The following is a 23,542-nucleotide window of genomic DNA, read 5'->3' on the forward strand; positions in this document are numbered from 1 at the left end:
ATACTTTTATGGATTTTGGGGAGTTTCATGTCCTATCAGGTACTAGCCAGAAAATGGCGACCTGCCAGTTTTGATCAGGTAGTCGGCCAATCTCATGTCTTGCATGCATTGACCAATGCCCTGAGTCAGCAACGACTGCACCATGCCTATCTGTTTACCGGTACCCGCGGCGTCGGCAAGACCAGTTTGGCGCGCCTGTTTGCCAAAGGGCTCAACTGCGAAACCGGGATCACCGCTAAGCCATGTGGCCAATGCAGTGCCTGTCAGGAAATTGCCCAGGGGCGTTTTGTCGACCTTATCGAAGTCGATGCGGCTTCCCGTACCAAGGTAGATGATACCCGCGAACTGCTGGATAATGTTCAGTATCGCCCAACCCGTGGGCGTTTCAAGGTTTACCTGATAGACGAAGTTCATATGCTGTCCCGCAGTAGTTTCAATGCGCTGCTCAAGACACTGGAAGAACCCCCTGAGCACGTCAAATTCCTGCTGGCCACCACAGATCCGCAAAAGCTGCCGGTGACTGTACTGTCCCGCTGCCTGCAATTTAACCTAAAGAGTCTGGATCAGACGGAGATGGCCGGCCAGTTGCAGCATATTTTGCAAAGCGAAGGTCTTAAGTTTGAAACTTCTGCGCTGACGCTCCTGGCACGAGCCGCCAACGGCAGTATGCGAGATGCCCTGAGCCTGACAGATCAGGCTATCGCCTTTGGAGCCGGGCAAGTGATGCTGGAGCAGGTACAAACCATGCTCGGCGCCATAGATGAGCGCCAGGTGCTGGCGCTGTTTGATGCGCTCCTCACAGGCGACATCGCCAAAATGATGCAGGAAGTGGCCAAGGTGCTGGCATTTGGCGCCGATGCTGCCGAAGTGCTGCGTAGCTTGCTGGAGCTCTTGCATCAGATAACCCTGAGTCAGTTTGCGCCGGCGGCGGCCAATCTGTCGCTGTTTGGTCCCAGAATTAACCACTATGGTGAAAACCTCACCCCCGAGCAGGTGCAGCTCTATTACCAGTTGCTGCTCAGCGGTCGCAAGGAGCTGCCTTATGCACCGGATCCCAAGTCAGGGCTGGAGATGGCGTTACTCAGAGCCGTTGCCTTTGTACCGGAAACGCCGCCCAAACGCTGGCAAAGGGGTGAAGTCGCCGATCTGTCTGCCTTGGATGACAGCAGCAGTGCCGCTGCGCCTGCGGCGGTCGGGGCGCTGAATCAACCCCTGGCAAGCAATAACGCCGATGAGATAAAACCTCAAGCCGCCTCTGCTCAATCTGTTACAAGCCAGGCTGTCGAAGCGCAAGCCGAAAAGACGCAAGCTGCCAAGATGCCAACACAGGTAAGCCCGGCGGCTGAGACGCAGGCGAGCAATGTTGACTCACAGATGGCTGCCGATGAGGGCGAAGATGCAGACGAACAGGCCTTATTGGCCGAACAAGCGCTGCTGTTATCCCAGGCCGGTAGCATGGGGTTCCGGAATGAGGCCTCTGAGCCTGCTAAAGTGGCCGAGTCTCTGCCGGCACGGCAACCGGCTGCAGCTCAACCTCACAAGCCTGTGTCACAAGCTGAAACCTCGGCTATTAGTGATGAGCAGCAATCTCAGGATGACTTCTATACTGCCATGGGCTATTCACTGCAAGGTGAAGGGCAGGATAGCAGCCTGGATTTTTATCAGCAGCAGATGTCGATGGACGGCCAAATGCCATCCGCTGCTGACAAGAGTACCTCCGAGGCATCGCTATCAAATAAGCCATCAAGCGAGCCAGTGCCTGCCGATGCCAACATAGACTCGGGCAGCGATGACATCTTGGGTGATGATCTGCTCGATCAGGTGCTTGCCACCCGGGATTTGCTGCTCAGTGATATAGAGGCCGCCAGCCCCAAGGACGGTGAAGAAAAAAAGCCCTTGCTGGAGCGACGCAGCGCGGCCGCAGCACCTGAGTCCAATGCTGTAGCGGCCACGCAGTCAGAAGCTGCAGCAGAGCCAGGAAACAGCCTTGCGCCAGGAAACAGCCCTGAGCTGAGCAAAAGCCCTGAGCGGGTAGACAGCCCTGAACCAAGCAATAGCCCTGAGCCCTCCCAAGCAGAAACACAAACTCCTGTTGCCGGGGAAGTGCCCTCCAAATCTGGCCCAAATCATGTTGCGGCGCTCAAGGAGGACAGGCCACCATGGGAAGATGCCCCAGAGGGTGCGGTTGAAGCGGGTCGCGAGGCAATGCAAGACAGTGAAACGGTTCAAAACGTGGCTTTCCTACAAGCCGAACCAGAGTCTGTGCCTGAGCCACAACCACAACCACAACATACCGCGCAGCAGACAGCACAGGAAGCTGCACCACAGGCGGTAGACGAGCCGGGACATGAGCTGAAAAATGAACTTGAGCTGGGATCTGGCCAAAGCGCTACAGTAAATACTGTAAACACAGGAGCTCGGCCTGCATCCGAGCCGCGCCAAGCACCAGGCCCGGAGTCCGCCGAGGCCTTCGCCCATGCTCCGCCCTGCGGTCATCCACAGGATCTCTATTGGTATAAATTGATGTCCTCGCTCGAAATAGGCGGCCGGGTTCGGCAACTGGCGGTGAACTCAGTCTGTGAGCGGATAGCTGAACCGCTGCCCTTACTGCTCAAGCCGGATCAAAAGCACTTGGCGGCAGATTCGGCCATCAAACAGCTCGAAGAGGCGCTTTCCAAACTGTTTGGGAAACCTTGCCGCACAGAGATTGTCGTAGGAGTAGATGACCAAAGGGAAACGCCGTTGGAAATTCGTCATCGTTTTCATCAGGAGCTCCTGAGCGGGGCTCATGCTTCATTGATGAATGATGAAAACATTCAATGGCTTGTCAGTCATATGGGGGCCGAACTGGATCAGGATACTCTAGGGTATCCCCCTGAGCTGCTCAGTCAACGGGCTAATTTGATTGCAGACAAGGCGCCCTAGGGCACGGTGGATGTTACCCGCTTCATAAGATTGCCGCTCAAAGCGACTCTTGGATTGCCAAGCGGGTTTATTTCAGTAAGATTAGCCAACTTTGACCTGTTACTCACAACTTGAATTGAAGAGATAAAGCTATGTTTGGAAAAGGCGGTATGGGCAACCTGATGAAGCAAGCCCAGATGATGCAAGAAAAAATGGCCAAAATGCAGGAAGAGATTGCCCGCATGGAAGTCACTGGTGAGTCAGGCGCAGGATTGGTGAAAGTCACCATGACCGGCAGCCACAATGTTCGCAAAGTCGAGATAGATCCCAGCTTGCTGGAAGACGACAAAGAGATGCTGGAAGATCTGATCGCCGCGGCATGCAACGATGCGGCTCGCCGTGTTGAAGAGAACCAAAAGTCCAAGATGGCCGAAGTGACAGGTGGCATGCAACTGCCTCCTGGCATGAAGATGCCATTCTGAGTCGGAATAACAGATGAAATTCAGCCCACTGGTGGATGAATTGATCCAGTCGCTGCGCTGTTTGCCCGGTGTCGGCCCTAAATCGGCACAGCGGATGGCGTTTCAACTGCTTGAGCGCGAGCGTAAAGCCGGGCTCAAGTTGGCTGAAGCGTTGGAGCGAGCCATGAAAGAGGTGGGGCATTGTCAGTCTTGCCGCACCTTCACTGAGGAAACGCTGTGTCCCATCTGCGCCAGTCCTCGGCGCGGCAACGCCGATACCATCTGCGTGGTTGAAACGCCGGCCGATGTGTTGGCTATCGAAGCCGGGGGGCATTTCAGTGGCCGTTATTTTGTGTTGCTGGGGCATCTATCGCCGCTCGATGGTGTCGGACCCGAGGAGTTGGGGCTGGCGCTGCTGGAAGAGCATCTGGCCAAAGGCGAGATTGCTGAGCTTATCCTGGCCACTAACCCGACGGTGGAAGGCGATGCTACGGCGCATTTTATTGCCGATATCGCCCATCGCTACCAAGTCAAGGTGAGCCGAATCGCTCATGGGGTTCCGGTAGGCGGTGAGCTGGAATATGTCGACAGTACCACTCTGGCATTGTCGTTCAATGGGCGAATGCCGCTCTGACGTTTGATTTAATGTGCCTTCTGTGAATACCGGCCCCGCCTATGCGGGGCTATTTTTTTTACTGTGTCAGGTGTGCCTGCCTTTGGGAGAATAGTTTGCCGTCCATGGGTAACCCGAATCATTGGGGCTGGTAGCTGCCTACCTCGGGTTTAAACACTTTCACTATACGGTTCCAACTATTGATGGCATTGATAGCTATGGTCAAATCTGTCATCGCCTGAGGACCGAAACAATCCAGCACCTGTTGGTACTCTTCATCGCTGATGCTTAAACCGGCGGTCAGTTTCTCGGCCAAACCGAGGGCGACACCTTCTTCGTAGCTATAGATGGGCATGTCCCGCCAGGCATTGAGGCCAAAAATTCGTTCGGCCTTTTCGCCGTACTTCAGTGCGTCTTTACTGTGCATATCAATACAAAAGGCGCACTGATTGATCTGTGAAACTCTGAGTTTGACCAGCTCCCAGATAGTCACTGACATGGTTTCCGATGCATTGAATTGTTGATGGAAGTAGCTTTCCTGTTGGTAAAGAATCTTCATTGCCTGTGGTGCGGCGTTCGCGTAATCGAGTCGTTTCATCATGATATCTCCTGAGATAGGGTCTCAGACGATAACCAGGCAAAGAGCGCAAAGATTGGATATTTCCGACATGGATGGAAATCGTCAATCGGCGTCCAGGCGATATTTGGGGCCATGTGAGGGCTATTTTTTCGACGGCTGTTATCGGTCTGTGTCCTTCCGCCCTTGAATTTAAAAATCGCATCCCCATTTAGTTAAGCAACTCAAGTTGGTTTAACCTATTGCGATAAACAAGGGAAGCTATTCATGTCACATCAAGAAACTCATGGTTTTCAAACTGAAGTCAAACAACTTTTGCATTTGATGATCCACTCTTTGTACTCCAACAAAGAGATTTTCTTGCGTGAATTGGTATCCAATGCTGCCGATGCCGCCGACAAACTGCGTTATCTGGCGCTTACCAACGATGCGCTTTATGAAGGTGATGGCGAGCTCAGGGTACGTATCAGTACCGATAAGGAAAAGGGCACTATTACCATTGAAGACAATGGTATTGGTATGACCCGTGACGGCGTTATCGAGCATCTGGGTACCATTGCCAAGTCAGGCACTTCAGAATTCTTCAAAAACCTCTCCGGTGATGCCGCCAAAGACTCGCAGCTGATCGGTCAGTTCGGTGTGGGTTTCTACTCGGCCTTTATTGTGGCCGACAAGGTAACGGTGAGAACCCGCGCTGCCGGTCACAAGGCCGATGAAGGCGTGCAATGGCAGTCTGCAGGTGAAGGCGACTTTACCGTTGAGAACATAGTCAAAGAAAGCCGTGGTACCGAGATTACTCTGCATCTGCGGGAAGAGGAAAAAGAGTTTGCCGACGACTGGCGTTTGCGCTCTATCATCACCAAGTACTCAGATCATATCTCCATTCCGGTAGAGATGTGGCAGGAAGGTTCGCCCGAGTCTGAAGGCCCGGATGGTGAAAAAGTACCTGCGACCGAAGGTCAATGGCAAGTGATGAACAAGGCCACCGCGCTTTGGACCCGCAACAAGTCTGAGATTTCCGATGAGGAATATCAGGAGTTTTACAAGCATATCTCCCATGACTTCAGCGATCCTCTGCTGTGGAGTCACAACCGGGTCGAAGGTAAGCAGGAATACACCAGCTTGCTGTACATTCCTTCCAAGGCGCCTTGGGACCTATGGAACCGGGATCGCAAGCAGGGTCTGCAACTCTTTGTTCAGCGTGTATTTATCATGGATGACGCCGAGCAGTTTATGCCCTCTTACCTGCGTTTCGTCAAAGGCCTTATCGACTCAAACGACCTGCCGCTGAACGTTTCCCGTGAGATACTGCAGGACAACAAGGTGACCCAAGCCATGCGCACGGCCATCACCAAGCGGGTGCTGGGCATGCTGGAGAAACTGGCAAAAGACGACAGTGACAAGTACCAGCAGTTCTGGGCCGAGTTCGGCCAGGTACTGAAAGAGGGCCCTGCAGAGGATTGGAGCAACCGCGAGCGTGTGGCCGGCTTGCTGCGTTTTGCCTCGACCCACAATGACACTGCGGCGCAGACGGTATCGCTGGACGACTACATAGGCCGGATGAAAGAAGGTCAGAGCAAGATTTACTATATTGTTGCCGACAGCTATGAGGCGGCGGCCCACAGTCCGCACCTGGAACTGCTGCGCAAGAAGGGCATCGAAGTGCTGTTGATGTCTGATCGCATCGACGAATGGCTCATCAACCATCTGACCGAGTACAAGGAAAAGGCGCTGCACTCTGTGACCCGCGGCGAGTTGGATCTCGGTGAGCTGGAAGATGAGAATGAAAAGGCCGAACAGGAAAAACTGGCGGCCGAATCCGAGTCTTTGCTCAAGCGTATCAAAGAAGCGCTGGGTGATAAGGTGAAGGATGTGCGGGTGACCACGCGTTTGACCGATACCCCAGCCTGTGTGGTGGCCGGTGAAGGTGAGATGTCGAGCCAGATGATCAAGCTGATGCAGGCCGCCGGCCAACAGGTGCCGGAAGTCAAACCGACATTTGAGCTGAACCCGACGCACCCGCTGGTGGCCAGGCTCAATGAAGAGGCAGACGAAAGCCGCTTTAATGACTGGAGTAACCTGTTGTTGCAACAGGCAATGTTGTCAGAAAAGGGCAGCCTGGCCGACCCATCTGAGTTTATCCGCTTGATGAACCAGATGCTGCTTGCCAATCTTAAGTAAGCCAATCAAAAAAGGGCCTTTATGGCCCTTTTTTACTCGGGAATAGCCCGACCATCCAACAAGGATTGCTATGGAAACACGTATCGAACTGACCCGCGACAATATTCAGCAGGTGGTGGAAGCCTCGAAACAACAGTTGGTCGCGTTGGTCTTCTGGGCCCAGCAGAGCCCGGAGAGTCTGGGGCTGCTCGGCACCATGGAAGCATTGGCAAGCCGTTATCAGGGGCAACTGCTGCTGGCGGCCGTTAACTGTGAAACCGAGATGGAAATTGCCTCCTATTTCCAAATCCAGAGCCTGCCGACCACTTTGTTCCTCAGTCAGGGCCAGCCGGTTGACGGATTTGCCGGGGTGCAGGACGAGTCGCAAATTCAGGCCATGCTGGATAAACATCTGCCCGCCGCCTGGGAGTTGCAACTTGCTGACGCCAGAGAATTACTCGCAGGAGGCGATGCCGCGGCAGCCCTGGTGCTGCTGAAGGAGGCCTATGGCGAGCACAACGGCGCCGAGGTGGCCTTGCCCTATGCCGATGCATGCCTGTTAAGCGGTGATATTGCCGGTGCCAAGAGCTTGCTTGCCGGCATCAAGCTTGAAGATCAGGATGCATACTACGCCAGTTTACAAGCCAAACTCAAATTGGCGGAAGAGGCTGCCGATACGCCGGAAATCCGCTCTTTGCAACAAGCGCTTGAAGCGGCTCCGGGTGACCTGAGTTTACTTGGCAAGCTGGCAACAGCACTGCATCAGGCGCACCGGGATGAAGAGGCTCTTGAGCTGCTTTTTGCGCAACTGCAGCAAGATCTCAACGCCGGCAATGGTGAGTTGAAACAACAGTTTCTGACGATACTTTCAGCCCTTGGCCAGGGGAATGCACTGGCGAGCGGCTATCGTCGCAAGCTCTACAGTTTACTCTACTGATAGAGTCAAGCTTGACAGCCCAAGCCTCTGCCTGAGCGGTTTTGACCATTTTCAACAGGTCAGAGCTGTCAGGTTTTTTTGGCGTTTCTGTGGCTAAAGTCGAAGCCAAAAGCCTTCTCATGGGCGGTCAGATGTGCGAAGATCGCCGCCCTAACAAGAATATCAATGCGAAAAGAGGACTCTTGATATGCGCATTATCCTATTGGGCGCCCCTGGTGCCGGTAAAGGTACCCAGGCTCAGTTCATCATGGAAAAGTATGGCATTCCACAGATCTCAACCGGCGATATGCTGCGTGCTGCCGTCAAGGCCGGTACGCCTTTGGGACTGGAAGCCAAGAAGGTGATGGACGCCGGACAATTGGTTTCAGATGAGCTGATCATAGGTCTGGTCAAAGAGCGCATTACTCAGGACGATTGCGCCAAGGGTTTCCTGCTGGACGGTTTCCCGCGCACCATTCCACAGGCTGATGCCATGGTGGCCAACGGTATCCATGTCGATCATGTGATTGAGATCGATGTGCCGGACGAAGAAATCGTCAAGCGTATGAGCGGTCGTCGGGTGCACCCTGGTTCTGGCCGGGTTTACCATGTGGTCTTCAATCCGCCTAAAGAAGAAGGCAAGGATGACGTCACTGGTGAAGAGCTGGTTATCCGTCCCGATGATGAAGAGAGCACAGTACGTAAGCGCCTTGGCATCTACCACGAACAAACCAAACCTCTGGTGGATTACTATGGTGCCATGGCTGCCAAGGGTGATACCAAGTATAGCAAGTTCGATGGTACCCAGAGCGTTGCTTCCGTCAGCGAAGCCATTGTGAAGGCACTGGGCTGATTAATTATCAGAACCGGTTCTCATAATCGAAAAAAGCCCGCAGCTGCGGGCTTTTTTTATGTTTTTAGCGATGTTAACTTGGCGCCATCTTTCTCGGAACAGGAATAATACAGTGCAGGATACCCGTCCTCCATTCGGTGTGCTTTTAGTTAACCTGGGAACTCCCTCTGCGCCAACCAAAGCGGCGGTGCGTGCTTTTTTGAAGCAGTTCCTCAGTGATCAACGTGTGGTGGATCTGTCTCCCTGGCTGTGGCAACCCCTGTTGCAAGGGATTATTCTCAATACCCGCCCGGGCAAAGTCGCCAAGTTGTATCAGTCTATCTGGCAAGCAGAAGGCTCGCCATTAATGGTGGTCAGTAAACAGCAGAGACAAGCGCTGGCGGAATTGCTTCGGGAGCAAACTGGCTGCCATATTCCTGTGGAGCTGGGTATGAGCTATGGCAGCCCGTCCTTGAATGATGGCCTGACGGCGCTGAAAAATGCCGGTGTGGACAGGGTGCTGGTGTTGCCTCTCTATCCTCAATATTCCTGCTCCACTGTGGCCAGTGTGTTTGATGGTGTTGCCGCTGCACTGAAACTGGAGCGTAATCTACCTGAGCTGAGGTTTGTGCGGGATTACCACGACAAGCCAGGTTATATTCAGGCCCTGGCAGGCAGCGTCCGTAGCCATTGGCAGCGAGAAGGGCGGGGACAAAGGCTGCTTATGTCGTTTCATGGGGTGCCTGAGCGCTACATCAAGGAGGGCGATCCTTATCGCAGTCATTGCGAAACCACGGCCAAGTTGCTGGCCGCCGAACTTGGCCTGGGAGAAGGCGAATGGCAGCTATGCTTTCAATCCCGTTTCGGCAAAGAGCCCTGGTTAACCCCTTATACCGATGAGCTGCTCGAATCTTTGCCGGGGCAGGGAATCACAGCGGTCGATATCATGAGTCCCGCCTTCGCCGCCGACTGCCTGGAAACACTGGAGGAGATAGCCCAAGGGGGCCGTGAAAGCTTCCTTGAAGCCGGTGGGAAACAATATCAATTTATCCCTTGTCTCAATGCACAATCGGCTCATATGCGTTTTCTTGCCGATTTGGTGAAGTTTCACACTGAAAACTGGCATTAAGCCGGCGAGCGCGCACTGGTGCGGCGGTGGATTTGTGATAGAATCTGCCGCCATTCGGTGTGGTCGCTGGCAGCCCAGTCAGCCTGGCCTAAGATCATTATCAGGAAAGTCTGTACTCAAGCCGTGCAGCTACTCAGGGACGAAGACAACGAGAGCCCAATATGAAATTTCCCGGTCAGCGTAAATCCAAACACTATTTCCCGGTCAAAACCCGTGATCCTCTGCTGGCGCAGTTGACTCAACAGCCGCAACCCTTCAGTACCTGGATTTCAGGTATAGATCAAACTCTGGTGGATATCGAAGCCAAGGTCGAAGATGAACTGCTGCAGCGTTACGGCTTACCCAAAGGCAACTCGACTCTGATTGATGATGCCAGTGCCCACCAGTTGTATCATGAGCTCAAAAGCCGTGAGTTGGTCAGCGATGAGTTTGCCGGCGGTACTATCGGCAATACCATTCACAACTACTCAATTCTCGCCGATGACAGATCTGTGCTCTTTGGCGTGATGAGCAAGAATATTGAAGTAGGCAGTTATGCCTACCGCTATCTCTGCAACACCTCGTCCAAGGTAGATCTTAACTACCTGCAACCGGTTGAAGGCCCTATAGGTCGCTGTTTTACCCTGATCTCCGATGGCGGTGAGCGCACTTTTGCCATCAGCAAAGGCTCAATGGACAAGTTAAGCCCTGAGTTTATCGATAAAGAAGTGATTCAGGGCAGTTCTGCTTTGGTGTTGACCGCTTATCTGATGCGCGCCAGCGATGGCGATCAGATTGGTGAAGCGGCGTTGACCGCCATTCGCTATGCCCAGGAAGCCGAAGTGCCGGTAGTACTGACCTTGGGAACCCGTTTCCTGATTGCCGAAGATCCCAAGTGGTGGCAGGAGTTTATTCGCCAGCACGTTACTGTGCTGGCGATGAATGAAGATGAAGGTGAGGCGCTGACCGGATTTGCCGATCCTTTGCTGGCCAGTGAAGCAGCACTTGAGTGGTGTGACATGGTACTGACCACAGCGGGTGCTTCGGGACTTTACACCGCCGGTTATACCAACGATGCCGAGAAACGCGAGACGGCTCATACTCTGCTTCCCGGTGCTATTCCTGAGTTCAACCGTTATGAGTTCTCCCGCCCGAAACTGAAAAAAGACTGTGACAAGCCCATCAAGGTGTATGCCCATATTTCGCCTTACATGGGCGGGCCGGAGAAAATTCACAATACCAATGGCGCCGGTGATGGTGCCCTGTCTGCCCTCTTGCATGACTTGGCGGCCAATACTTTCCATAAGACCAACGTGCCGGGCTCCAGCAAGCATAAACGCGATGGTTTGTGTTACTCCTCATTCTCGCAAATCTGTAAGTACGCCAACCGGGTGGCTTATGAAGTGCTGGCGCAGCACAGCCCTCGCCTCTCCAGAGGGTTGCCTGAGCGGGAAGACAGCCTGGAAGAAGCCTACTGGGAGCGTTAAGCTCGTTTCCACAAGTAGATTAAAAGAAGAGGGCGCTCAAATGAGCGCCCTCTTTGTATTTCCACTCTTTTGTTTTTGATATCTGAAAGCCAAGCCGCAAGGGCTAACTTGGCTTTGATACCCAAATCCGGATTATCCCTTACATGGGAGTGTGGTGTTCCTTGTGAAAGCTGACATTGTTTTTGCCGGCTTTAGGGTCATTGAAGGTCTCTTCATTGAACTCATTTTCCGACTTGGCAATCACCACGGTTGCGACTGTATCACCTGTGACGTTAACCGCGGTGCGCACCATATCCAGCAATCTATCTACGCCGATAATCAGTGCTATACCATCTACCGGCAGGCCCACTTGATTGAGCACCATGGCCAGCATCACCAGACCCACTCCCGGTACCCCGGCTGTGCCGATAGAGGCCAGGGTGGCCGTGACAACCACAGTGATATAGTCGGTAATCGTCAGGTCGATACCGTAAACCTGAGCAATAAACACAGTCGCCACACCCTGCATGATGGCGGTGCCATCCATGTTGATGGTCGCGCCCAAGGGTAAGGTGAACGAGGCTATCTTGTTATCAACGCCCAGGCGATGCTCGGCCGTTTCGATAGTGACCGGCAGGGTAGCGTTGGAACTGGCGGTACTGAAGGCAAATAGCTGCACGTCGCGCATTTTACGGATAAAGGTGAGGGGATTCAGCCCTGAAAGCAGATTGAGCAGCACTGGGTAGGTGACAAAGGCATGCACCAGCAGTACGCCCAGTACCACAAAGAAGTAAGCGACTACGCTGCTGAAGGTCTCCATACCGAGCGTCAATGCCAGTTTACCCATAAGGGCAAATACGCCATAGGGGGCCAGATGCATGATCAGGGTTACCACCTTCATGATTACCTCATTGAGGTCCTCAAACAGGGCGGCAACCCGCTTGCCCTTGTCACCCACATGAGAGATGGCGAAACCAAAGATCACGGCAAAGATGATGATCTGCAGCATATTGCCTTCACTCATTGCCTGCATCGGATTAGTGGGCACTATGTTGATTAACACTTCTGCCAGGCTGGGGGCATCTTTGGCCTCAAAGCTGTTACCTGCAGTAGGCATACTGCTATGTCCAGGATGCAGCAATACCGCCGCCATAATCGACAGTGTCAGGGCAACGGCTGTGGTAAACAGATAGAAAGCCAAGGTTTTACCCCCAAGGCGTCCCAGTTTTGAAGGCTCACTGAGTGAGCTGGTACCGCAGACGAGAGAGATAAATACCAGTGGCACCACCAGCATTTTCAAGCTGGAGATAAAGATGGTACCGACAACGTTGAGAAAACCTTCGGTGATGTAATCCTCAACAAAGATGAAGTAGGGGTCTTGCCGAACTTGTTCTGAGTTCAGGTCACCATCGGGGAAAAAATGTCTCAGAAGAAGGCCGAATAAAATACCGGCCGCCATCCCGATAAGGATCTTGCCGGTCAGGCCTATTTTCTTGGTTGGAGTGAATGCCATAAATCTTCCTGTTTAATTCTTGTACTTTTGTTATTTGGCGCACTAAAGCCTAGCAAGAAAGCTCTCTCGAGGAAATGATACGTGAGTTAAAGTTTTTGGCAAATAATGAGTCGTATAGCGCATTTGTGCTGGAAATGTTTAAGGAAAATTGTGTAATGTTGCTCTATAAGTAATACACAAGCAGATTGTTCGTATTTATTGAGTAACAGGGAGTCTGACAATGAGGTCAGCGTTTAAGTTTTGCTTCACTTTATTATGTAGTTTTCTTTTATTTGCCTGTGGCGGTGGGGGCAGTATTTCAGATACCGGGGATGGCTCGACGCCGCCAACGGGAACAACAACCGTCACTCTGAATATTTCAGATCCCAATATTTCCGCAGAAAACCCTGCGACCTTGACTGCGACTGTCAGCAATAGCTTAACGGGAGCGTTGGCGGGGCAACTGGTGACTTTTACCCTAAGTAACGAAAACCTGGGCACCTTCAACCCAGCCATAGGCACAGCCCTGACTGATGCAGATGGCAAAGCCGTGATTTCGCTGGCAACGTCCAACATTGCCGGTGCCGGTACTGTTAGCGCTGCAATCAGCTCAGGAGAGTCTGCCTCGGTCGGTTTCACTATGAAAGGTGATGGCGGTCAAGCCGGAGGTGGCGCGCAAGTCACCTTAACTCTTACTGACGTTGATGGTAATACGACAGACAGCATTACCAGCACATCTCCCGGTATTCTTGTTGCCACAGTAACCGGCCTGTCAAAACCGGCCATAGTGACATTCGATGCCTCTTTGGGCGATCTCCCGATAAAAACTGCGATTACGGATGCCAACGGTAAGGCCAGCGTCAGTATTTATGCAGGAAGTACTCCAGGCGCCAGTTCTGCCACCGCCTCGTTGGCAACCGGTGAAAAGGCTGAGCATGTCTTTGTGATCGGTGCTTCAGATGTACAGATGGGGAGTGGTGATCCTTTTGTTTCCGGAAAAGCAGCAGTGAGTGCAGCGACTCTATCGGCGGGGGGTACCGCTACGATTTCGGTAATGTTGCAAGATAGCCAAGGTAAGCCGTTTACTGAACCTGTCGATGTGAGTTTTTCATCAACCTGTTCCAAAAAGACCTCTCCTGAAGCCGTAATTAGTAGCCCTGTAACGGCCATTAATGGCCTGGCGACCAGTACTTATCTGGCCAAAGGATGTGTCGGTGACGATAACATCACGGTTTCTGCCGATGTTGGTGGCAAAAATCTGTCTGCTACCGGGGTTGTGAAAATATTGGCAGCCGACGCCGGAAGCATAGTGTTTGTTGATGCTTCCCCTGAGAATATCGGTATCAAGGGTACAGGTTCGGATGAGTCCTCTATTATTCGCTTTAAGGTGTTGGATACCAATGGTAATGCTGTTGCCAACAAGGCCGTCAGTTTCAGCCTTAATACCGATGTAGGTGGTTTGAGTCTCAACCCGGCAACGGCGACAACCAATAACGAAGGGATAGTACAGACAGTCGTAAATTCGGGCACGGTAGCAACTACCGTTCGGGTGACGGCTGACATAGATGGGACCTCTCCGCTGATCTCCAGTCAGTCCAGTGTCTTGGTTATCTCTACCGGTAAACCGGATCAGGACTCCTTCTCGCTTTCGGCTGAAACCCTCAATGCCGAGGGATGGGATGTAGATGGCACGGCAGTGAAAGTAACTGCTCGTCTGGCCGATGCTTTCAATAACCCGGTTCCGGACGGCACGGCGGTTTACTTTACAACAGAGGGGGGCGCAATTACTCCTTCGTGTACCACCACAGGTGGTGTTTGCTCAGTGACTTGGACCAGCCAGAACGCTCGCCCTGAAGGCCAATTACTGGTCGATAATAGCGGCTCCCGTAACCCCATTGCGGAGCTTTCTGCAACCGGTGGCAACTTCTATGGCCAAAAGTATGGTGGCCGCGCAACCATCACAGCTACAGCCAACGGTGAGGAGTCTTTCCCGGATACCAATGGTAACGGCCGTTTTGACGCATCTGAAGTCGCTGCATTCCAAGGTACTGATGTCAGTGGCCAACCTTATGATCTGGCAGAGGCCTTTGTTGATCACAATGAAGATGGATTGTTCAATCCTCAGCAAGCCGGTGGTGAAATTGGCGGTGAGAATGAGGAACTGATCGACTTCGACAGCGATGGCGTATTTGACTCGGCCGATGGCAAATACAATGGTGTATTGTGCTCTATCCCCGCCCATGACGCTTGTGCCGATGGCATTAGTCATTCTCAATCCATCAACGTACGTTCCAGCTTGGTGATGGTAATGTCTGGCAGCACGGCTTATGCCACCGACCCAGCCGACATCCGCATTATTGATCGTGACGGCGATAATCTGGGAGGTGACATTGATATCAACGGTAAATCGAGTGCGACAGTCCAGTTCACTATTTCTGACCTGCATAATCAGCAAATGCCATCCGGAAGTGTGGTGACCTTTACGACATCTGCCGGTTCGGTAGCCAGCTCAGGAAGCTATACTTGGCCCAGCTCCAATCACAACGGTGGCCGTCAATTCAGCGTAACCTTGAAGGGGGCAGATGAACCAGATTCAGGTTCCTTCATTGTTAAGGTCAAAACTCCCGGTGGTGCAGAAACCGAAGTCGTTAACTTGAAGGTCAATATTTATTGATAAAATCAAGTGACCCAAAAGGCGCCATCGGCGCCTTTTTTATCAAGAGTGTTTGTACATATCGATTGGTCTATAACTACTTGAAATACGCGCTATCTACAAAAAGACCACTCATTTGAGTGGTCTTTTCATTAAGAAGTTGCCTATCTCTGAAACTGATAGACACTACCGAGCTTCATTATCTGGGTCAGTTCATCCAGTGCGGTGCGAGACTCGACTATCAATTGTGGGTCGGCCAAGTCTGCGGGTAACAAGCGGTCGCGGTAGTGTTTGTCCACCCAGGCGTTGAGGCGAGTAAACAGGCTATCGTCGAGCAGTACATGCTGATTGATGGCTGCCAACTCGGCATCATTCATGGCGACCCTCAGGCGAAGGCAAGCCGGGCCACCACCGTTTTGCATGCTTTGTTTAACATCAAAGTATTCAACTTTCTGAATCGGAGTATCCAGAGTCAGCAGTTCATCGAGGTAGGCTTTTACCGCAGGGTTCTCTGCACAATCGGTTGGCGCTATGATGACCATCTTGCCATCACTCATACTCAAAAGTTGAGTGTTGAACAGGTAGGATTTTACCGCATCCTGAATACTGACTTTGGCGGTCGGTACTTCAATGAAATGGATATCACCTTCCAGCTTGGCCCGGATCTCGGCCAGCTTGGCCTTGGTATCGACAAAGGCTTGCTCGTGATGAAAAAGCACATTGCGGTTACCGACAGCAATCACATCATTGTGGAATACGCCTTGATCTATCACCTCAGGATTTTGTTGAATAAAGACAGTATTGTCTTCATCAAGACGATGTAAGCGGGCGATAGCCTGTGAGGCTTCCAGCGTTTGTCTGGCGGGAAACTTCTTCGGTTTTATGGCCTGAGGATTGGTAGCTTCCTGACCGTAAACAAAGACTTCGACTCCGGCATGACCATATTCCTGACACAGGCGGGTGTGGTTGGCAGCGCCTTCATCACCAAAACTGCTGTGTTCCGGCAGGTGCTGGTGGTGTACAAAATAGCGACTGTCACTGAAAATGGCTTTGAGAATGTTACCTGTGGTTTGCGGCTCGATTGAGCGATGCAATTTATCCACCAGGTTGGCCGGGGTAAAGTGCACGCGGCCATCATGGGTATCGGCGCTCGGGGATACGGTTGCTGCATTGGCGGTCCACATGCTGGAGGCGCTGCAACAGGCTCTCAGAACCGCCGGTGCCTGCTCGGCGGCCTTCTGCAGTACTTCTTTATCGGTACCGCTAAAACCTATCCTTCGCAGCGTATGCAGATCGGGGCGTTCTTGCGGTGCCAGCATGCCCTGGATCATCCCCATGTCGGCCAGCGCCTTGGCTTTTTGTAATCCCTGCTTGGCCGCAGCCTTGGGGTTGGCTGCCTGGGCGGCATTGTTCAGGGAGGCGACATTGCCGAACGACAGGCCAGCATAGTTGTGGGTGGGTCCCACCAATCCGTCAAAATTCGCTTCAAAATGCTTCATTGCTTGTCCTTTTGGGGTATTTGAGGTTGTTATAGGGGCCCAATCCAGGCCCTGGACTGGCCCCAGTATACTTGAGCTCCTAGGCTTAACAAGTCGCCCCACAGGGTGGCAAAAGTGCTTTTTCATCACAAATGCATAACTATTACTTGCTTGCAGTGAAATAATGAAATATTAGTTTTTAATTACGCAATATTATTTTGTACAAATTTTTAACCCTGCTTAAAAATTGAGTCGCCGGTACACATAAAAGAGGGATTAACTTGAAAGTCCGAGGACAACCCTCTATATATGGTGCCAATTTTCACCGTTCTGAGATCGTTTGGCGCAAATCACACTATGGGTAAATCGCTAGTTATTGTCGAATCGCCGGCCAAAGCCAAGACTATCAACAAATATCTTGGTAAAGAATTCATCGTTAAGTCGAGTGTGGGTCACATACGTGACTTGCCGACTTCCTCCTCCGCCGACGCCAACGGCAAGGCAAAAAGCGCAGCCGAAGTGCGTAAAATGTCGCCTGAAGAAAAGGCCAAGTACAAGAAGGTGAAAGAGAAAAAGGCTCTGGTTGCCCGTATGGGGGTTGATCCTGAGCACGGCTGGAAAGCCAACTACCAAATTCTGCCTGGTAAGGAGAAGGTGGTAAAAGAGCTGCAAGCGCTGGCCGATTCCGCCGATGAAATCTATCTCGCGACGGATTTGGATAGAGAAGGGGAAGCGATTGCCTGGCATCTGCAGCAGGTGATAGGCGGCGACAATTCCCGTTATAAGCGGGTGGTGTTCAACGAGATCACCAAGAGTGCCATCCAGGATGCCTTCAGCAAACCCAGCGATCTCGACAACAATATGGTCAACGCTCAGCAGGCTCGACGTTTCCTCGATCGGGTAGTGGGCTTTATGGTTTCGCCGCTGCTGTGGAAAAAGGTTGCCAGAGGCCTCTCTGCCGGACGGGTTCAGTCGGTAGCCGTGCGTTTGGTGGTTGAGCGGGAAGCCGAAATTAAAGCCTTCGTGCCTGAAGAGTTCTGGGATCTGCACGCTCAGTTGGCGACCGCTACCGATGATGCTCTGACCATGCAAGTGGTCAAGCAAAACGGCAAGGCATTTGAGCCGGTCAATCAAGCCCAGGCGCTGGCCGCTGTGGCAGCGCTGCAATCGGCCAGTTATGAGGTGATCGGCCGCGAAGACAAGGCCACTCAAAGCAAGCCCAGCGCTCCCTTTATTACCTCGACACTGCAGCAGGCCGCCAGTACCCGTCTCGGTTTTGGGGTGAAGAAGACCATGATGATGGCCCAGCGTCTCTATGAGGCGGGTCATATCACTTATATGCGTACCGACTCTACCAATCTGAGCCAGGAAGCGCTGGATAACGTCAGAGCCATGATTGCCAAAGAGTTCGGCGACAAGTACCTGCCGGATGCGCCTATTCGTTATGGCAGCAAAGAGGGCGCGCAAGAGGCTCACGAAGCGATTCGACCTTCAGATGTCTCTGTACACGCTGCGTCACTGACCGACATGGAGCGTGACGCTCAGCGGCTCTATGAGCTTATCTGGCGCCAGTTTGTTGCCTGTCAGATGACTCCGGCTCAATATGATGCCACCCGACTCACGGTCAAGGCCGGTGAATTTGAGCTGAAGGCCAGTGGTCGCACCCTGAAATTCGATGGTTGGACCCGGGTACAATCTGCGGTCAAACGCAAGAATGAAGATGAAGTCACCCTGCCATATCTGGCGGAGGGCGATAAACTGGATCTGAAACAACTGGATCCCAAACAGCACTTTACCAAGCCACCGGCGCGCTACAGCGAAGCCTCTCTGGTTAAAGAATTGGAAAAGCGCGGCATAGGTCGCCCTTCCACTTATGCCACTATTATTTCCACCATCCAGGATCGGGGCTATGTGAAGGTGGAAAACCGCCGTTTCTACGCCGAAAAGATGGGGGAAATTGTCAGTGAACGTCTGGTGGAAAACTTTGCCAACCTGATGAACTATGACTTTACCGCCGGAATGGAGCAGACCCTGGATAACGTTGCTCAGGGGCAACTCGACTGGAAACAGGTGCTTGATGGCTTCTACAAAGACTTCACCAAGCAGTTGCAACATGCCGAGCTGCCACCGGAAGAGGGTGGTATGCGCCCCAACCAGATGGTGCTGACAGACATAGCCTGTCCTACTTGTGGGCGCCCCATGGGGATCCGTACAGGCACTACAGGCGTGTTCCTGGGATGTTCCGGCTACGAATTGCCCCCGAAAGAGCGCTGCAAGACCACGCTGAACCTGACTCCGGGTGAAGAAGCGATCAGCGAGAGCGAAGATGCCGAAACCGAGGCGCTCAGGGCCAAGCATCGCTGTGGCATCTGTGGCACCGCCATGGACAGCTACCTGTTGGATGAAACCCGCAAGTTGCATGTTTGCGGTAACAATCCTGCCTGTCCTGGATATGAAGTCGAGAAGGGACAGTTCAAACTCAAGGGTTACGAAGGCCCGGTCATTGAATGTGACCGTTGCGGCAGCGATATGGAGCTGAAGAACGGCCGTTTCGGTAAGTATTTTGGCTGCACCAACAGCGAGTGCAAGAATACCCGTAAACTGCTCAAGAATGGCGAAGTGGCGCCACCCAAGGAAGATCCTATTCCATTGCCCGAGCTCAAGTGCAGCAAGTCAGACGCTCATTTCGTCTTGCGTGATGGTGCCTCGGGTATCTTCCTGGCCGCCAGCACGTTCCCGAGATCCCGTGAAACTCGGGCACCACTGGTCTCCGAGCTGGTGGAGTACCGCGAGTTGCTGTGGCCCAAATATCAGTTCCTGGCCGATGCGCCGGTGAAAGATGATGAAGGTAATCCGACTCTGGTGAAGTTCAGCCGCAAGACTAAAGAGCAGTACGTGGCCAGCGAAGTTGATGGTAAGGCAACCGGCTGGGTCGCCCACTATCGCGATGGCAAGTGGTTTGCTGAAAACAGCAAGAAAAAGAAAGCCAAGAGCTAAGCTCAACTGAATACTTGAGCCAATAACGCCCTGCAATTGCAGGGCGTTATTGTTTGTGAAAGTGTAAGTTGACCCTAAACGGGCTGTATCGGCAGCCTGGATTATTCGGAATAAATTAATCGAGATAGAATTGGCTGAGAGAACTTTGGGGATGAGTTACTTGGCTGGCAGAGTTCACTTGGCTAGGCAAAACCGACAGCAGCAACAAAAAGCACCCAAGAGGTGCTTTTTGTTGGAGTTTACCGGTAGTAGCTTAAGCTCAAGTTGACGGCTTACCACTTCTTCTTAGGCTGGAACAACACATCGATATCATCTTCATCATTTTTCTGTTTGGGGGCGCTGGGCTGAGCCATCTTTTGCGCGCCCATGATTTCATCGAGCAGTTGCTTGGCTTCATCCACTTTTCGGGCAATAAAGGGATCATTCGGAGTTTGTGCCTTGATGGTATGCAGGGTACTGAGTGCCTTGGTGACCATCTGCCTCGATGAGCCGTATTGTTTCATGTAACTGGCGGCGCGGGCGCGTGACAGCATGCTCTCCACATTGATCCTGAGTTGCAGGCTGTCAATGCGTCCTTCTTCAGCGGCAAATACTGTGGGATCGACTTTGCCCTTGTTATGCTCGGCGCGCAAAATCGCCTTGAGCTTTTTCAAGGTCTGTACCAGCACCAATACCTGACGATCGTTGTCAGGCAGGCGAAAGTTTTCAATGGCCGGTGTTTGAGGGCCGCTGCTTTGCAGATTGTTGATCAGTGCCTCAAGATCAGTCAGCCGCCGCTCATAATCCCCTTTCTGATTGGCTTTGCTCAGGGTAACGGCGATTCTTGCCGCATCCTGAATACGCTTGTAGAGCACCAAAACCATTTGTGAAGAGCAAGGGAACATGCCGGTATTGGAGAGGACTTCTTCGGTTTCGTCCAAAATAGCCCGTTGGCGAGCCAGCTCGGTACGACGTTCGGCCTCGGCTCGCTCTTTTTGTTGCTGAATAACATTGATGCCGATCACCAGCAGAAGAAGCGCGCCAATCAGCACCAGTACAAGAGTAAATGCCATAGCCTTTCCGTAAATTTTATAATTCTGTTAATGCTACAATAAATCAATAAACTAGCCTAGTTATCTTAGTCCAGCATGAGGTATCTGTCCTGAAGATAGTTCGCATTCGTGGCTATATTCCTGTTTGATTTAGTTATTGCTTTATACTATAACCATTGATTATAGATGTCCGGCATTACAACATTCAAATTCTGCTCCTGAATGGGGCAGGAATTCAAGGATCTAAAGATGAAACTGCAACAGCTCAGATATATTGCAGAAGTGGTCAATCACAACCTCAATGTTTCCGCTACCGCCGAAAACCTTTATACCTCTCAGCCAGGGATCAGTAAGCAGGTACGCATGCTGGAAGATGAACTGGGGATCCAGATCTTCGGTCGCAGCGGTAAACACTTGACCCATGTGACACCGGCCGGCGAGCAGGTCATCAAAATCGCCAATGATATTCTCGGTAAAGTCGAAAGTATCAAGAAAGTGGCCGAAGAGTACACCAAGCCGGATCAGGGGGAGCTGAATATTGCCACCACAGATACTCAGGCCCGCTATGCTTTGCCGCAGATTATCCGCCAGTTTATTGAACGTTATCCCAAGGTAAATCTGCATATGCATCAGGGCACGCCATCGCAGATAAGCGAAGCGGCTGCTCGCGGGGACGCCGATTTTGCCATCGCCACCGAGGCGATGCATCTCTATTCCGACCTGATTATGTTGCCTTGTTACCACTGGAATCGTTCTGTGGTGGTATCCAGAGATCACCCTCTGGCCAGCCGCAGTCAGATCAGCATTGAAGAGCTGGCGCGCTTCCCCTTGGTCACTTATGTGTTCGGTTTTGATAAAGCCTCAGAAATTGAGCGTGGTTTCCATGGTGCCGGACTTGAGCCCAGAGTCGTCTTCAGCGCCACCAGTGCCGATGTGCTCAAGACTTATGTCAGATTGGGTCTCGGGGTTGGTGTGATAGCTTCCATGGCGATTGATCCTGTTATCGACAAGGATCTGGTGGCTATAGACGCCAGTCATCTGTTTGCCCACAGTACCACTAAGATAGGCTTTAGAAAGGGCAGCTTCCTGCGTAGTTATATGTATGACTTTATTGAACGATTTGCGCCGCACCTGACAAGGGATGTGGTGGAAAAGGCGGTTGCATTGCGTGATGCGCAGTTGATAGAGCAGATGTTCGCCGATGTCGAACTGCCGCTGCGCTGAGACCACTGCTTAACAGAACCGTCCACAAGTTGGGCGGTTTTTTATGCAGTTACAAGGTTGGAGAAGTAACTGCGATCATTGCACCTTGGGGATTATTTGACGTTCTCACTAAGCTCTTGGGTAAATTTCAGGAGCCGCTTCACAGTCTGTTGATCTGAATCAAAATGATGGTAATGATATTTATTATCATTTAAGTCTGTCGTTCAACGGACTTTCCGATGATTTTCACTCCTTCCATGACGGGGATCGCCAGCCCATCCCCCTTGCAGTTTGCTTTTAGCCCAAAACGTGCGCCCCATTCCCATGGCGGAGTCAGAGTTGAAGCTCAGCTTGATGCCGGCCAATGGCACGAGCTTTGGCAGCAAACCTCGACCAGCAGCCAGCGTGCTCTTTATCTGCACATCCCTTTTTGCCGAAAACGCTGTAGTTTCTGTAACTTTTTTGAAAATGGCGCCAAGCCGCAAAGAATAGCCGATTATGTTGAAGCCTTGAGCGCTGAGCTGCGCCGCGCCGGCCAAAATCCACTGGTGCAAAGCAGGCCTTTCCAGGCCGTCTACATAGGTGGCGGCACGCCGAGCGACATGACGGCCAGCCAAATCGCACTTCTGCTGCGTTCACTGACTGATTTCCCCTTGAGTGATGATGCGGAAATCACCCTGGAGGGGCGTCTCAACGGTTTTGGCGACGATAAATGGCAGGCGGCACTCAATGGTGGGGTTAATCGCTTTTCATTCGGGGTGCAGAGCTTTGATACCCAGGTGCGCCTTGCCGCGGGGCGTCTGGACTCAAGGGAAAAGGTCATAGAGCGTCTACAGCAACTCAGCCGCCGAAATGATGCACCTGTTATTGCCGATCTTATCTTTGGCTTGCCCTGGCAAGATGAGCGGGTGTGGCAGCAGGATATTGCCGATGTGATTGAAAGCGGCATTCACGGAGTGGATCTGTATCAGCTGATAACCTTGAGTGGCAGCCGTATTCAGCGCCAGCAGCAGAGTGAGGCTGAAGCGCCGCGTGCTGACAGTGCTACTCGCGCGCGGATGTACGCTTATGGTGCCAAGACTCTTGAGGCTGGCGCCTGGCAAGCTTTGTCCTGTAACCATTGGCGCAGAGATGTCAGAGAACGCAGCCGCTATAACCATATGGCCAAAGCCGGCGCCGAGATCATTCCCTTTGGTGCCGGTGCCGGCGGTAACATTCTCGGGTATGGCATCATGTATGGCCGTGAGCTTTCGGCCTGGCAGCAGGCGCTGAAGCTAGGGATCCGGCCACCGGCCCATATTACAGCGCCTGTGCCCAAAGGATTTGCCGGCACGATTAAGGGCGCTCTGGACTCAGGCTCCCTGGCATTTTCTCTCCTGCCTGACAGTCTGGTCGGTCACTTGATGCCGCTGTTTTTACGTTGGCAAAGCCATGGTTTGGCCGAGCTCAGTCAAACGGCTTTGAAGTTGTCTCTGGCGGGGCGTTTTTGGAATGTCAGTATGCAGTCGGGCTTGTTTGAATACCTTGAGCGCAACCCGCCGGCGGAATATCCATCTGTTACACAGGAACGGGAAAATTGTGCTTAAGGTCTGCAAGCTATCAGAAAAAGAGGGTTACGGGCATAGGAAATCCTGTAAACAGGGGAGGCAGT

The 23,542-nt window shown here is 52.4% G+C and carries 16 protein-coding genes; 12 read left to right on the plus strand and 4 right to left on the minus strand.

Annotated features, from left to right (window positions below; all coding sequences use genetic code 11):
• The first annotated feature begins 27 nt into the window (after positions 1 to 27).
• The 3 genes from dnaX to recR all read left to right on the plus strand — a co-directional run bounded on the left by dnaX (position 28) and on the right by recR (position 3,999).
• Positions 28 to 2,925 carry a DNA polymerase III subunit gamma/tau gene (gene dnaX, locus ACSHSR_RS07665; protein ID WP_208142880.1) on the plus strand — a complete coding sequence of 966 codons (2,898 nt, stop codon included), beginning with the start codon at positions 28 to 30 and terminating at the stop codon, positions 2,923 to 2,925.
• 131 nt (positions 2,926 to 3,056) lie between these two features.
• Positions 3,057 to 3,386: a YbaB/EbfC family nucleoid-associated protein gene (locus ACSHSR_RS07670; RefSeq protein ID WP_025011505.1), complete on the plus strand. Its 330-nt coding sequence runs from the start codon at positions 3,057 to 3,059 to the stop codon at positions 3,384 to 3,386.
• 13 nt (positions 3,387 to 3,399) lie between these two features.
• Positions 3,400 to 3,999, plus strand: a complete 600-nt coding sequence (gene recR / locus ACSHSR_RS07675) for a recombination mediator RecR (protein WP_025011506.1) — start codon at positions 3,400 to 3,402, stop codon at positions 3,997 to 3,999.
• 118 nt (positions 4,000 to 4,117) lie between these two features.
• Here recR and ACSHSR_RS07680 read toward each other — a convergent pair whose 3' ends face one another.
• Complete coding sequence (locus tag ACSHSR_RS07680; RefSeq protein WP_028781269.1) at positions 4,118 to 4,579, minus strand: carboxymuconolactone decarboxylase family protein; 462 nt, start codon at positions 4,577 to 4,579, stop codon at positions 4,118 to 4,120.
• A 243-nt stretch (positions 4,580 to 4,822) separates the two neighbouring features.
• On the opposite strand from ACSHSR_RS07680, the gene htpG reads away from it, so the two are divergent.
• The 5 genes from htpG to ACSHSR_RS07705 all read left to right on the plus strand — a co-directional run bounded on the left by htpG (position 4,823) and on the right by ACSHSR_RS07705 (position 11,058).
• Positions 4,823 to 6,736, plus strand: a complete 1,914-nt coding sequence (htpG, locus tag ACSHSR_RS07685; protein ID WP_044734784.1) for a molecular chaperone HtpG — start codon at positions 4,823 to 4,825, stop codon at positions 6,734 to 6,736.
• Positions 6,737 to 6,806: 70 nt separating this feature from the next.
• Positions 6,807 to 7,652: a tetratricopeptide repeat protein gene (locus tag ACSHSR_RS07690; RefSeq protein ID WP_028781268.1), complete on the plus strand. Its 846-nt coding sequence runs from the start codon at positions 6,807 to 6,809 to the stop codon at positions 7,650 to 7,652.
• A gap of 187 nt (positions 7,653 to 7,839) precedes the next feature.
• Complete coding sequence (gene adk, locus ACSHSR_RS07695; protein WP_025888745.1) at positions 7,840 to 8,484, plus strand: adenylate kinase; 645 nt, start codon at positions 7,840 to 7,842, stop codon at positions 8,482 to 8,484.
• 70 nt (positions 8,485 to 8,554) lie between these two features.
• Complete coding sequence (gene hemH, locus ACSHSR_RS07700) at positions 8,555 to 9,592, plus strand: ferrochelatase (RefSeq protein ID WP_044734783.1); 1,038 nt, start codon at positions 8,555 to 8,557, stop codon at positions 9,590 to 9,592.
• Between the two features lie 161 nt (positions 9,593 to 9,753).
• Complete coding sequence (locus tag ACSHSR_RS07705; RefSeq protein WP_025011037.1) at positions 9,754 to 11,058, plus strand: inosine/guanosine kinase; 1,305 nt, start codon at positions 9,754 to 9,756, stop codon at positions 11,056 to 11,058.
• A 139-nt stretch (positions 11,059 to 11,197) separates the two neighbouring features.
• Here ACSHSR_RS07705 and ACSHSR_RS07710 read toward each other — a convergent pair whose 3' ends face one another.
• Entirely contained in the window at positions 11,198 to 12,550 is a 1,353-nt protein-coding gene (locus tag ACSHSR_RS07710; protein ID WP_028781266.1) for a dicarboxylate/amino acid:cation symporter, read from the minus strand.
• Positions 12,551 to 12,770: 220 nt separating this feature from the next.
• Between ACSHSR_RS07710 and ACSHSR_RS07715 the strand changes: the two genes are divergently transcribed.
• Complete coding sequence (locus tag ACSHSR_RS07715; protein ID WP_028781265.1) at positions 12,771 to 15,203, plus strand: Ig-like domain-containing protein; 2,433 nt, start codon at positions 12,771 to 12,773, stop codon at positions 15,201 to 15,203.
• A 143-nt stretch (positions 15,204 to 15,346) separates the two neighbouring features.
• Here the strand turns inward: ACSHSR_RS07715 and astB are convergent, their stop codons facing one another.
• Positions 15,347 to 16,681 (minus strand): N-succinylarginine dihydrolase, encoded by a 1,335-nt coding sequence (gene astB, locus ACSHSR_RS07720; protein WP_117200833.1) that lies wholly within the window; start codon positions 16,679 to 16,681, stop codon positions 15,347 to 15,349.
• A 336-nt stretch (positions 16,682 to 17,017) separates the two neighbouring features.
• Between astB and topA the strand changes: the two genes are divergently transcribed.
• On the plus strand, positions 17,018 to 19,657 hold the full coding sequence (gene topA, locus ACSHSR_RS07725; RefSeq protein ID WP_025011036.1) for a type I DNA topoisomerase: 2,640 nt from the start codon (positions 17,018 to 17,020) through the stop codon (positions 19,655 to 19,657).
• A 272-nt stretch (positions 19,658 to 19,929) separates the two neighbouring features.
• On the opposite strand, the gene ACSHSR_RS07730 is transcribed toward topA, so the two are convergent.
• Positions 19,930 to 20,709, minus strand: a complete 780-nt coding sequence (locus ACSHSR_RS07730) for a hypothetical protein (protein ID WP_025011035.1) — start codon at positions 20,707 to 20,709, stop codon at positions 19,930 to 19,932.
• A gap of 228 nt (positions 20,710 to 20,937) precedes the next feature.
• Here ACSHSR_RS07730 and cysB point away from each other — a divergent pair, with 228 nt between their 5' ends.
• Entirely contained in the window at positions 20,938 to 21,912 is a 975-nt protein-coding gene (gene cysB / locus ACSHSR_RS07735) for an HTH-type transcriptional regulator CysB (protein WP_025011034.1), read from the plus strand.
• 218 nt (positions 21,913 to 22,130) lie between these two features.
• Positions 22,131 to 23,477, plus strand: coding sequence for a heme anaerobic degradation radical SAM methyltransferase ChuW/HutW (gene hutW, locus ACSHSR_RS07740; RefSeq protein WP_025888738.1), 1,347 nt, complete (start codon positions 22,131 to 22,133; stop codon positions 23,475 to 23,477).
• The last annotated feature ends 65 nt before the right edge of the window (positions 23,478 to 23,542 follow it).

The organism is Shewanella sp. VK101, assembly GCF_056497865.1.

Excerpts from the sequence above, each read along its gene's own strand:
- recR (WP_025011506.1), top strand. The coding sequence starts at position 3,400 with ATGAAATTCAGCCCACTGGTGGATGAATTGATCCAGTCGCTGCGCTGT.
- hemH (WP_044734783.1), top strand. The coding sequence starts at position 8,555 with ATGTTAACTTGGCGCCATCTTTCTCGGAACAGGAATAATACAGTGCAG.
- astB (WP_117200833.1), bottom strand. The coding sequence starts at position 16,681 with ATGAAGCATTTTGAAGCGAATTTTGACGGATTGGTGGGACCCACCCAC.
- ACSHSR_RS07670 (WP_025011505.1), top strand. The coding sequence starts at position 3,057 with ATGTTTGGAAAAGGCGGTATGGGCAACCTGATGAAGCAAGCCCAGATG.
- ACSHSR_RS07710 (WP_028781266.1), bottom strand. The coding sequence starts at position 12,550 with ATGGCATTCACTCCAACCAAGAAAATAGGCCTGACCGGCAAGATCCTT.
- cysB (WP_025011034.1), top strand. The coding sequence starts at position 20,938 with ATGAAACTGCAACAGCTCAGATATATTGCAGAAGTGGTCAATCACAAC.
- ACSHSR_RS07705 (WP_025011037.1), top strand. The coding sequence starts at position 9,754 with ATGAAATTTCCCGGTCAGCGTAAATCCAAACACTATTTCCCGGTCAAA.
- adk (WP_025888745.1), top strand. The coding sequence starts at position 7,840 with ATGCGCATTATCCTATTGGGCGCCCCTGGTGCCGGTAAAGGTACCCAG.
- ACSHSR_RS07715 (WP_028781265.1), top strand. The coding sequence starts at position 12,771 with ATGAGGTCAGCGTTTAAGTTTTGCTTCACTTTATTATGTAGTTTTCTT.
- topA (WP_025011036.1), top strand. The coding sequence starts at position 17,018 with ATGGGTAAATCGCTAGTTATTGTCGAATCGCCGGCCAAAGCCAAGACT.
- ACSHSR_RS07680 (WP_028781269.1), bottom strand. The coding sequence starts at position 4,579 with ATGATGAAACGACTCGATTACGCGAACGCCGCACCACAGGCAATGAAG.
- hutW (WP_025888738.1), top strand. The coding sequence starts at position 22,131 with ATGATTTTCACTCCTTCCATGACGGGGATCGCCAGCCCATCCCCCTTG.
- ACSHSR_RS07730 (WP_025011035.1), bottom strand. The coding sequence starts at position 20,709 with ATGGCATTTACTCTTGTACTGGTGCTGATTGGCGCGCTTCTTCTGCTG.
- ACSHSR_RS07690 (WP_028781268.1), top strand. The coding sequence starts at position 6,807 with ATGGAAACACGTATCGAACTGACCCGCGACAATATTCAGCAGGTGGTG.
- dnaX (WP_208142880.1), top strand. The coding sequence starts at position 28 with ATGTCCTATCAGGTACTAGCCAGAAAATGGCGACCTGCCAGTTTTGAT.
- htpG (WP_044734784.1), top strand. The coding sequence starts at position 4,823 with ATGTCACATCAAGAAACTCATGGTTTTCAAACTGAAGTCAAACAACTT.